10 protein-coding genes are annotated in these 9997 nt (G+C 69.7%); 9 read left to right on the top strand and 1 reads right to left on the bottom strand.

Features of this window, described 5'->3' with window-relative positions:
• The first annotated feature begins 240 nt into the window (after nt 1-240).
• From ACFVWR_RS15820 to ACFVWR_RS15780, 9 genes are read left to right on the top strand one after another with little or no spacing between them, the layout of a single operon-like run.
• The gene (locus tag ACFVWR_RS15820) at nt 241-1017 is read left to right on the top strand and encodes an NUDIX domain-containing protein (protein ID WP_387214114.1); all 777 of its coding nucleotides are present in this window, start codon (nt 241-243) and stop codon (nt 1015-1017) included.
• A complete protein-coding gene (gene nadA / locus ACFVWR_RS15815; protein ID WP_387214112.1) occupies nt 1014-2312 on the top strand; it encodes a quinolinate synthase NadA in 1299 nt (432 codons plus the stop codon). Before ACFVWR_RS15820 ends, nadA begins: the two co-directional genes overlap by 4 nt.
• Nucleotide 2313: 1 nt before the next feature.
• The gene (nadB, locus tag ACFVWR_RS15810; protein ID WP_387214109.1) at nt 2314-3915 is read left to right on the top strand and encodes an L-aspartate oxidase; all 1602 of its coding nucleotides are present in this window, start codon (nt 2314-2316) and stop codon (nt 3913-3915) included.
• On the top strand, nt 3909-4802 hold the full coding sequence (gene nadC, locus ACFVWR_RS15805) for a carboxylating nicotinate-nucleotide diphosphorylase (RefSeq protein ID WP_387214106.1): 894 nt from the start codon (nt 3909-3911) through the stop codon (nt 4800-4802). The genes nadB and nadC overlap by 7 nt, the downstream gene beginning before the upstream one ends.
• Nucleotides 4799-5941: a cysteine desulfurase family protein gene (locus ACFVWR_RS15800; protein ID WP_387214103.1), complete on the top strand. Its 1143-nt coding sequence runs from the start codon at nt 4799-4801 to the stop codon at nt 5939-5941. The genes nadC and ACFVWR_RS15800 overlap by 4 nt, the downstream gene beginning before the upstream one ends.
• A gap of 50 nt (nt 5942-5991) precedes the next feature.
• Nucleotides 5992-7572 carry an MDR family MFS transporter gene (locus ACFVWR_RS15795; protein WP_387214100.1) on the top strand — a complete coding sequence of 527 codons (1581 nt, stop codon included), beginning with the start codon at nt 5992-5994 and terminating at the stop codon, nt 7570-7572.
• 60 nt (nt 7573-7632) lie between these two features.
• A complete protein-coding gene (locus ACFVWR_RS15790; protein WP_387214097.1) occupies nt 7633-8016 on the top strand; it encodes an iron chaperone in 384 nt (127 codons plus the stop codon).
• A 24-nt stretch (nt 8017-8040) separates the two neighbouring features.
• Nucleotides 8041-8910 carry a GNAT family N-acetyltransferase gene (locus tag ACFVWR_RS15785; protein ID WP_387214094.1) on the top strand — a complete coding sequence of 290 codons (870 nt, stop codon included), beginning with the start codon at nt 8041-8043 and terminating at the stop codon, nt 8908-8910.
• Nucleotides 8910-9251, top strand: coding sequence for a DUF488 domain-containing protein (locus ACFVWR_RS15780; RefSeq protein WP_387214091.1), 342 nt, complete (start codon nt 8910-8912; stop codon nt 9249-9251). The genes ACFVWR_RS15785 and ACFVWR_RS15780 overlap by 1 nt, the downstream gene beginning before the upstream one ends.
• Here the strand turns inward: ACFVWR_RS15780 and ACFVWR_RS15775 are convergent.
• Complete coding sequence (locus ACFVWR_RS15775; RefSeq protein ID WP_387214088.1) at nt 9236-9964, bottom strand: class I SAM-dependent methyltransferase; 729 nt, start codon at nt 9962-9964, stop codon at nt 9236-9238. The two genes, ACFVWR_RS15780 and ACFVWR_RS15775, sit on opposite strands and share 16 nt — an antisense overlap.
• Between the last annotated feature and the right edge of the window lie 33 nt (nt 9965-9997).

Raw genomic sequence — 9997 nt, 5'->3', positions numbered from 1 at the left:
CGCGGGCCCCGGCCCGGTCCGCCCCCCCCCCCCTCGCCCCCCCCCGGGGCCCCCCCACCCCCCGGGGTGGGCCCCCCCCCCCCGGGGGGGGCGCCACCCCTCTCGGGTGGTGCGGGTGTGGCGGCGTGGGTGGGAAGCGGGCGGCGGGGTCGCGCTTTTGCAGTTCTGGTCGAAATGACACTAAGATGACATCCAAGCACTTAGGGTCATTGTGACTCTTACCAGGACGAGGAGCCGGCGATGTCGTCGAGCGGTCAGAAGTCGAAAGTCAGCAGCGAGCGCGTCAGCGCCCTGCTCGCGGTCTCGACCGTGATCTTCGCCCTGCGCAAAGACGAGCAGACCGGTGACCTGGCGAGCGTCTGGCTTCCGCTCGTGCGCCGCATCCGGGAGCCGTACGAGGGATGCTGGGCGCTGCCCGGCGGGCCGCTGCACCTCGACGAGAGCCTCGCCTTCGCCGCCGCTCGCACACTGCACGACACGACGGGCCTCACGCCCAGCTATCTCGAGCAGCTCTACGCGTTCGGGGACGTCACACGCTCCGGCGTTCCCGCCGAGGCGCCGCAGACCGACGGCCAGCGCGTCGTGTCGATCGTCTACTGGGCGCTCGTGCGCAGCGACGAAGCGGCTCTCGCCAGCGTCAGCGAGAACGTCCGCTGGTTTCCGGCCGACGATCTGCCGACCCTGGCGTTCGACCACAACCTCATCGTCGAGTACGCGCTCTGGCGGCTGCGCACGAAGATGGAGTACAGCCGCATCGCCCACGCCTTCCTCGGCGAGACGTTCACGCTGGCCCAGCTGCGCGAGGTGCACGAGGCCGTGCTCGGCCGCGCACTCGACCCGGCGAACTTCCGGCGCACGATCGAGGGCTCCGGAGCCGTTGTCGCGACCGACCAGTACCTCACCGGCACCCGTCACCGGCCGCCGCGTCTCTACCGCTACGACGATGCCGTCGACCTCGCGGACCAGGGTCCCCTTCCCCGACAGCAGCACCCGTTCGAAAGAAGAAGAGAACTATGAGTATCACCGCATCGGTCGACACCACTCTGCAGCTCATCGCGAGCGGGGAGCTGAACGGCGAGGCGTGCAGTCCCGACCTGGTCGACGGCCCGTGGCTGTTCGACAGCCAGGCTCCGTCGTACGGCCCCGGCGCATCCATGGCCGACCCGATCCCGGTCGACACTCCCCGTCAGGGCGAACTGCCGGAGGAGTACCGCACGGCGAGCAAAGAGGAGCTGCACGACCGCATCCTCGCCGCCAAGGCGACGCTGGGCGACCGGGTCGTCACACTCGGGCACTTCTACCAGCGTGACGAGGTCGTGCAGTACGCCGACTTCGTGGGCGACTCGTTCCAGCTGGCCAACGCCGCCAAGGCGAAGCCCGAGGCCGAGGCGATCGTGTTCTGCGGTGTCCACTTCATGGCGGAGACGGCCGACATCATCTCCCGCCCCGAGCAGGCGGTCATCCTGCCCAATCTGGCAGCAGGATGCTCGATGGCCGACATGGCCGACATCGACTCGGTCACCGAGTGCTGGGAACAGCTCGAAGAGCTCTACGGCACCGAGCCGGATGCGGACGGCCGGGTTCCCGTCATCCCCGTGACCTACATGAACTCGTCGGCCGCCCTCAAGGGGTTCTGCGGCGAGCACGGCGGAATCGTCTGCACCTCGTCGAACGCCGAGACGGTGCTCACCTGGGCGTTCGAACGCGGTCAGCGCGTGCTCTTCTTCCCCGACCAGCACCTGGGGCGCAACACAGCGAAGGCGATGGGCGTTCCGGTCGAGCGGATGCCCCTCTGGAACCCGCGCAAGGCCTTCGGCGGCAACGACGCCGAGACGCTGGCCGAGGCGCAGGTCATCCTGTGGCACGGCTTCTGCTCGGTTCACAAGCGGTTCACCGTCGGTCAGATCGAGCAGGCGCGCACGCAGTTCCCCGACGTGCGCGTGATCGTGCACCCCGAGTGCCCGATGGCGGTCGTCGACGCCGCCGACGAATACGGCTCGACCGACTACATCGTGAAGGCGATCCAGGCGGCCCCCGCCGGCTCCACCTTCGCGATCGGCACCGAGATCAACCTGGTGCAGCGCCTCGCCGCCGAGTACCCGCAGCACACGATCTTCTGCCTCGACTCGGTGGTGTGCCCGTGCTCGACGATGTACCGCATCCACCCCGGATACCTCGCCTGGGTGCTCGAAGGCCTCGTTCGCGGAGAGGTGCTCAACCGCATCACGGTCACGCCCGACGTCGCGGAGCCCGCACGCATCGCCCTCGAGCGGATGCTCGCCGCGCGTCCCGACACCACGATGGCGGCCTGACATGGCCCGCGTGGTGGTGGTCGGCAGCGGCGTCGCCGGACTGATCGCGGCCCTGGAGGCCGCCCGCACGCACGAGGTCACCGTGGTGACCAAGTCGGAGCTCTCGGAGAGCAACACGGCTTACGCGCAGGGCGGTATCGCGGCTGCGGTCTTCCCCGACGACAGCGTCGGGTCGCACATCGCCGACACGCTGCGCGCGGGGGCCGGGCTCGCCGTGGTCGAGGCCGTCGAGGCGCTCTGCGAAGAGGGGCCAGAGCGCATCCTGGACCTGATCGCGTTCGGAGTGGAGTTCGACCGGTCGGGCGACGATCTCGCCCGGGGTCTCGAAGCGGCGCACACGCACGCTCGGGTGCTGCACGCCGGCGGGGATGCGACCGGCGCCGAGATCGAGCGCGCCCTCGTCCACGCTGTGCGGGCGTCGGCGGCCCGCATCGTGGAGCATGCCTTTCTGACCGACCTCGTGGTGACCGACGGCGCCGTCAGCGGCGTCGAGGTGATGCTCGACGACGGCTCGACCTCCGAACTGCCGGCCGACGCGGTGATCCTCGCCAGTGGCGGCGCCGGTCAGCTCTATTCGCACACGACGAACCCCGCCGTGACCACAGGCGACGGCGTCGCCGCAGCCTGGCGCGCAGGGGCGGCGCTGGCCGACCTCGAGTTCTATCAGTTCCACCCCACGGCGCTCGCCCTGCCGGGTTCGTTCCTCGTCTCCGAAGCCGTGCGCGGCGAGGGGGCCGTGCTGCGCAACGACGCGGGCGAGCGGTTCATGCTCGCCGTGCATCCCGACGCCGAACTGGCCCCCAGAGACGTCGTCGCCCGCGGCATTGCCGAGGAGATGGCGAAGCAGGGCGGTCGGCCGGTGCTCCTCGACGCGACCGCGCTCGGCGCCGACTTCCTTGCGCGACGCTTCCCGACCATCGACGCCGCCTGCCGAGCGGCCGGGCTCGACTGGTCGGCCGTCCCCGTGCCCGTCACGCCCGCCGCGCACTACTGGATGGGCGGTGTGGCCACCGACACGCACGGGCGCACCACGCTTCCCGGCCTCTACGCCGTCGGCGAGGTCGCCTGCACCGGAGCCCACGGCGCGAACCGCCTCGCGTCGAACTCGCTGCTGGAGAGCATCGTGTTCGCACACCGCGCGGCCGCCGAGCTCGCGGACGGTGTCGGCGAGCGCTGGGAGTGGACGGGTCCGTCGTGGATCGCCGAGGCCGCGGATGTGGTTGCCGCCGATGCCGCCCGGGGCGGCGGCGAGGTCTCCGCGGGCGACGTCGTCGACCGCTCCGAACTCCGAGCCCTGATGTGGGATGGAGCGGGCGTGCACCGTTCCCGCGAGTCGCTCGAGGCCGCGGCCGGCGCGCTTGCCCGCAAGCGGCCGTCCGATGCCCGCACGCGCTCAGCGCGCGAAGACGCCAACCTGCTCGACCTGGCGCGGCTCGTGGTCTCTGCGGCGCTCGCGCGCGACGAGTCGCGAGGCGCCCACTTCCGCTCCGACTTCCCCTTGCTCCACGAGGGCGTCGCTCGGCATTCGGTGCAGGTCGCCGGGCGCCGCGCACTCTCCCCCGCACCCGACATCGACCGCACCGAGGTGACCGTTCCATGCTGACCGACCAGACCATCGAGACCGTCGTGCGCGCTGCGCTCCTGGAGGACGCGCCCTGGGGCGATCTCACCTCCCAGCTGCTCATTCCCGAAACGGCATATGCCACGGCGCGGCTGAACGCCCGCGAGCCGGGAACCTTCTCCGGGGGCGCCGTCTTCGCCGCCGCCATGCGACTCACCGACTCCGCGATCGACGTCGAGCTCGCGATCGCCGACGGTGACCGGTTCGAGGCGGGCGACACGATCGCGACCGTCACCGGTCCGGCGCGCTCCGTGCTTCAGGCCGAACGCGTCGCGCTGAACCTCGTGCAGCGGATGAGCGGGATCGCCACGCTCACCGCATCCTTCGCCCAGGCGGTCGCCCACACCCCGGCGCGCATCGTCGACACCCGCAAGACCACCCCTGGCCTGCGCGCGTTCGAGCGCCACGCCGTGCGCTCGGGCGGCGGCCACAACCACCGGTTCTCCCTGTCTGACGCGGTGATGGCCAAAGACAACCACATCGCCGTACTCACGGCGCAGTCGGGCCTGTCGGTGACGGATGCTCTGCTCGCCGTGCGCGCGCAACTCTCGCACACGACCCACCTCGAGGTGGAGGTCGATCGGATCGACCAGATCGAGCCCGTGCTCGCGGCTCGCGTCGACACGATCATGCTGGACAACTTCACCGTCGAGCAGCTGCGCGATGGCGTGGCGATCGTCGGCGGTCGCGCTCTGGTGGAGGCGAGCGGAAACGTGAACCTGTCGACCGTGCGCGACATCGCGGAGACCGGCGTCGATGTCATCTCGGTGGGCGCCCTCACCCACAGCGTGCGGTCGCTCGACCTCGGGCTCGATGTCGTGGTCGAGGCGAACGCGGTCGCTCCGGCGGTGGAGGCCGCCGCCGGATGATCTACCTCGACGCGGCGGCGACCTCGGCCGTGCGCCGCGAGGTTCTCGAAGCGATGTGGCCGTACCTGACGGGCGACTTCGGCAACCCGTCGAGCCATCACGCGGTGGGCGAATCCGCGGCGCGCGCGCTCGCCGACGCCCGCGCATCCGTCGCCGCCTGGTTGGGCTGCCGGGCCTCTGAGGTCACGTTCACCTCGGGCGGCACGGAGGCCGACAACCTCGCCGTCAAAGGAATCGCTCTGGCGAACCCCCGCGGCCGGCACATCATCACGACGCCGATCGAGCACGAGGCCGTGCTCGAATCGGTCGACTACCTGGTGCGTCACCACGGGTTCGAGGCGACCGCGCTTCCGGTCGACGGTGACGGACTCGTCTCACCCCGAGACCTCGCCGCCGCTGTGCGTCCCGACACCACGCTGGTGAGCGTGATGCTGGCCAACAACGAGGTCGGCACCGTGCAGCCCGTCGCGGAGCTGGCCGAGATCGCGCACGCGCACGGCATCCCGTTCCACACCGACGCTGTGCAGGCCGCCGGCTGGCTCGACCTGAACGTGGCGGCGCTCGGCGTGGATGCGCTCAGCGTGTCCGGCCACAAGATCGGCGCCCCGAAAGGCATCGGCGCGCTCTACGTGCGCGGACGCATCCCGGTCGAACCGGTGCTGCACGGAGGGGGCCAGGAGCGGGGACGACGCTCCGGCACCGAGAACGTGGCGGGCGCGGCGGCGCTGGCGACGGCCGCGCGCCTCGCTCTGGATGCCCGCGAGACGAACGCGCGTGTCGCGGCCGAAGCCAGGAACGCATTCGTCGGCGCGGTGCTGGCGGCGGTTCCGGGAGCGGAACTCACCGGACATCCCGAGTCCCGCCTTCCAGCGACGGCCTCGTTCGTCTTTCCCGGAACGAACGGCGAGACGGTGCTGCTGGAGCTGGAGAGGCGAGGGGTCGTGTCGTCGAGCGGGTCGGCCTGCGCGGCGGGGAGCGAGGACGCCTCCCACGTGCTGCTGGCGCTCGGCTATCCGGAAGACGTGGCGCGAACGGCGGTGCGGTTCTCCTGGGGTCCCGAGGTGTCGACGACACAGCTCGAAAGCGTCGCACCCGCCGTGGCGGAGGCCGTGCGTGAGGTCGCCGGTCTCGCGCACTGAGCGACCCATGACGACGCATGCATTACGCGGAGAGTGAACTCTTCGAAACGATGCTCCGTACGCCTCGCCCCGTGTCGGTGGCCGTCGATACTGTGGACCGCGTGACTGAGAACACCTCACCCGCGCCTGAGGCGCTCGCCGAGCCCGCTGCCCTCGCCGACAATCGAGCCGACGACGCCCGCGTGGAGGTGGTCGACCACACCAAGCGCAACAACCGCGTCATCTGGCTGTTGCTCTCCGCGACGTTCGTGGTCATCCTCAACGAGACCATCATGTCGGTGGCGATCCCCCGGCTCATGGACGACCTGCGTATCGACGCGGTGGCCGCCCAGTGGCTCTCGACGGCGTTCATGCTCACGATGGCCGTCGTCATCCCCATCACCGGCTTCCTGTTGCAGCGCTTCAGCACCCGCTCGATCTTCATCGCGGCGATGAGCCTGTTCTCGCTCGGCACGCTGAGCGCAGCTCTCGCGCCCGGCTTCGAGGTGCTCGTCGTGGCGCGCGTCATCCAGGCGTCGGGCACGGCGATAATGCTGCCGCTGCTCATGACCACGCTGATGACGCTGGTGCCGCCGGCCAAGCGCGGGCGCACGATGGGCAACGTCTCGATCGTGATCTCGGTGGCACCGGCGATCGGTCCGACGATCTCCGGGTTCATCCTCAACTTCCTCGACTGGCGCTGGATCTTCCTGATCGTGCTGCCGATCGCGCTCGTGATGCTGCTCATCGGCATCAAGTACGTCGAGAACGTGACGGAGCCGGAGAAGGTCAAGATCGACGTGCTCTCGGTCATCCTGTCGGCGTTCGGATTCGGCGGTCTGCTCTACGGGCTGAGCCAAGCCGGCGACGCCTCGGCATCCGGCGGCTCGATGACCGTGCTGTGGGCGTCGGTCGGTGTCGGCGCGGTGTCGCTCGCCGCGTTCATCGTGCGTCAGCTCCTGCTGCAGCGCAAGAACCGGGCGTTGCTCGATCTGCGCACCTTCAAGGCGCCGATCTTCACCGTCGCGATCCTGCTGATGGCGATCAGCACCGCATCCATGTTCGGCGTCATCATCGTGCTGCCGCTCTACCTGCAGCACGTGCTGCACCTCGACACCCTGCAGACCGGGCTCCTCCTCCTGCCCGGTGGAGTGATCATGGGTGTGCTCGCTCCGTTCGTCGGTCGTCTGTACGACCGATTCGGTCCGGCTCCGCTCGTGGTGCCGGGAGCGATCATCGTGAGCCTCGTGCTGTGGTCGCTGACTCTCATCACCGAGCACACCTCACCCATGCTCCTGCTCGCGGCGCACGTCGGCTTCAGCGTGGGCCTCGCGCTCATGTTCACGCCGCTCTTCACCGCAGGGCTCGGCGCCGTCGTGCCCCACCTCTACTCCCACGCCAGTGCGATCGTCGGCACAGTGCAGCAGGTCGCCGGTGCGGCCGGAACGGCCCTGCTCGTCGCCGTCCTGTCCGCTCAGACCACGGTGCTCGCGAGCGCGGGCGAACCCATCGACGAGGCGACAGCGGGAGGCGTGCGGCTGGCGTTCATGGTCGCCGCGATCATCTCGGTGTTCGCTGTGATCGGGGCGTTCTTCATCCGCAAACCGGCCGACGACCCCGAGGACGCGCGGGCAGGGGCGATGGCGCACTAGGCGGGCGACGATCGGCTGTGATCGACGGCGCGCAACGGTTCGAGCAGCGAAGGAGCTGACATGGCACGCGGAGTGGAAGCGTCCACGGTCGACGAGTATCTCGAGGGCATTGGGCAGCCCTTCGCGGGCGCACTACGGATCGTTCGCGACCGCATCCTCGAAGTGTTGCCGGAGTCGGAGCAGGTGATCAGCTACCGGGTACCGGTGTTCAAGTACCGAGGGCGCGGCCTGATCGGGCTGTCGGCGACCGCGAAGGAGTGCAGCCTGCTCCTCATGAGCCCACCGGCCGCCGCCGCCCTCGCCGGAAAGCTCACCGAAGGGAAGATCTCGGGAGCGACGCTGCATTTCTCCGCGGAGTTCCCGCTCACCGTCGAGACGCTCCGCACCATCATCAGGTACCGCATCGCCGAGGTCGACGAGCTCTCGCAGCCCGGCCCGAGCTGAGCCGCGCAAGGCTACGATCGCACCATGCCGACACTCTCGCTCGCAGAGCTGACACCGGAAACCGTCGAGGCGGCGGTCAAACTTCGGCTGGCGCCGGGCCAGGAACGATTCGTCGCACCGGTCGCACAGTCACTCGCCGAGGCGTATGTGACCCCGACCGCCTGGCCGCGGGTGGTGCTCGACGGCGACGAGGTCGTGGGCTTCGTGATGGGCAACTTCGATCCGGACAACGAGGTCGCCGCTTTCCGCGCCGGCATCTGGCGCCTGAACGTGTCCGCGGATGCCCAGGGTCGCGGAGTCGGGCGGTTCGCGGTCGAACAGCTCGAGGCCGAAGCCGCGCGTCGCGGGGTCGAGACGATCACGGTGATGTGGGAGCCGGGCGACGGAGGCCCGGAAGACTTCTACCGGCGGTTGGGTTTCGAGCCGACCGGCGAAGAACTGTTCGGCGAGATCGTGGGCGCGAAAGTGGTGGCCGTGGAGCCCGCCGGCGCCGCGACGCCCGAGCCCGCCGCCGCCGAGCCGGTGACCCGCGTCGTGGTGCAAGACGCCCTGCTGCCGCATCCGCTGTCCATCGTTCGCGTCGAGACGCGGCGCATCAGCATCCGGCCGAACGTCGCCGCGGGTCTGCACGTGCACAACGGACCGGTGATCGGCTCGATCGAGACGGGCTCCGCCATCTACCAGGTCGACGGTGAACCCGAGAAGACGTTGCGGCCCGGGGATGTGTTCTACGAGCCTGCCGGCGCCCGCGTCGCCCGCTTCGACGGAGGCCCCCACGGGGTCACTTTCGTGGCGCATTTTCCTCTCGAAGCCGACCAAGAGGCGACCCTCGTCTTTCCTGACGAGGAGCCAGACGAGCGGCCTGACGAGCAGCCGCAGAAAGGTTCCGTCTGATGTTCGTGGTGAAGCGCGTGTATGACGAGCCCGCCGACGACGACGGCTACCGCGTGCTGGTCGACCGGCTCTGGCCGCGTGGAGTGAGCAAGGAGCACGCCCACCTCGACGAATGGCTGAAGGAGGTCGCTCCGAGCACCGAACTCCGTCAGTGGTTCAACCACGAGACACCGCATTTCGCGGAATTCGAGGTGCGGTACCGAGCAGAGCTCGACGCCAACCCCGCCGTCGATCGCCTTCGGGAGCTCGGCCGCGAGCATCCGGTCGTCACACTGCTGATCGGCGCCCGCGACCCGCGGATCAACCACGGTGTCGTGCTGGCCGACTACCTCGCCGGCTGACAGACGAACACGAACTCGCGTCCCGGTCTGTCGGGCGCATCACGCACGTCGTGCACCCGGAAGCCCGACTCGGCGACGAGGGCGGCGATCTCGTCGCGTTCGCGAAAACGCAGGGTCGAGTCGGCGGTGATCACGGCGCCGTCGGACTCGAAAACGTGAGTCCAGCGGAACGACACCAGCTGCCCGGCCACGTCGAGCAGCTCGCACCACGCCTCGACCACCCCGACGCCGGGGATGTCCGTGCGGGAGAAGGTCGCATCCCTCGTCCACTCCTCCCAGGCGCGACGCGAAGGATCGCGTGCCTCGAACACGAGGTGACCCAACGGCTGAACGGCACGTCGGGCAGCGCTGAGCGTGGCGGAGAGGTCGGCGTCATCGACGAAGACCTGAGCGACGTTGGCCGTCATCACCGCGAGATCGACCTGAAGCGGCGGCAGCGACGTCGCGTCGCCCTGCACCCAGCGCACGAGCTCCGCACCGGGCTTGGCCTGTGCGATGTACAGCGACGCTCGTGCAGGGTCGACGCCGGTCACCTGGATGCCGCGGGCGGCGAGCAGGCAAGCGAACGTTCCCGTGCCGCACCCGATGTCGAGCACGCTGGCAGCGCCGAACTCCTCGACCATCGACAGGTAGGCATCGAGGTCACTGCGGTCGGGGTCGAGCGGATCATAGATCGCTGCGAGACGGGGATCTTCGAAGATGTCGTCGGCCATCCGACAACCCTAGGCGAGCGGCGCGGCGCACGG

The sequence above is a fragment of the Leifsonia sp. NPDC058292 genome (assembly GCF_042880955.1).
In the GTDB taxonomy this organism is placed as follows: Bacteria; Actinomycetota; Actinomycetes; order Actinomycetales; family Microbacteriaceae; genus Leifsonia.
Note: the sequence above shows the minus strand (reverse complement) of the source record. Positions and strands in the feature narration are given on the sequence as shown.

What these genes read in the sequence shown, in the direction of transcription:
- ACFVWR_RS15820 (WP_387214114.1), top strand. Translation starts at nt 241, where the DNA reads ATGTCGTCGAGCGGTCAGAAGTCGAAAGTCAGCAGCGAGCGCGTCAGC.
- nadA (WP_387214112.1), top strand. Translation starts at nt 1,014, where the DNA reads ATGAGTATCACCGCATCGGTCGACACCACTCTGCAGCTCATCGCGAGC.
- nadB (WP_387214109.1), top strand. Translation starts at nt 2,314, where the DNA reads ATGGCCCGCGTGGTGGTGGTCGGCAGCGGCGTCGCCGGACTGATCGCG.
- nadC (WP_387214106.1), top strand. Translation starts at nt 3,909, where the DNA reads ATGCTGACCGACCAGACCATCGAGACCGTCGTGCGCGCTGCGCTCCTG.
- ACFVWR_RS15800 (WP_387214103.1), top strand. Translation starts at nt 4,799, where the DNA reads ATGATCTACCTCGACGCGGCGGCGACCTCGGCCGTGCGCCGCGAGGTT.
- ACFVWR_RS15795 (WP_387214100.1), top strand. Translation starts at nt 5,992, where the DNA reads ATGCTCCGTACGCCTCGCCCCGTGTCGGTGGCCGTCGATACTGTGGAC.
- ACFVWR_RS15790 (WP_387214097.1), top strand. Translation starts at nt 7,633, where the DNA reads ATGGCACGCGGAGTGGAAGCGTCCACGGTCGACGAGTATCTCGAGGGC.
- ACFVWR_RS15785 (WP_387214094.1), top strand. Translation starts at nt 8,041, where the DNA reads ATGCCGACACTCTCGCTCGCAGAGCTGACACCGGAAACCGTCGAGGCG.
- ACFVWR_RS15780 (WP_387214091.1), top strand. Translation starts at nt 8,910, where the DNA reads ATGTTCGTGGTGAAGCGCGTGTATGACGAGCCCGCCGACGACGACGGC.
- ACFVWR_RS15775 (WP_387214088.1), bottom strand. Translation starts at nt 9,964, where the DNA reads ATGGCCGACGACATCTTCGAAGATCCCCGTCTCGCAGCGATCTATGAT.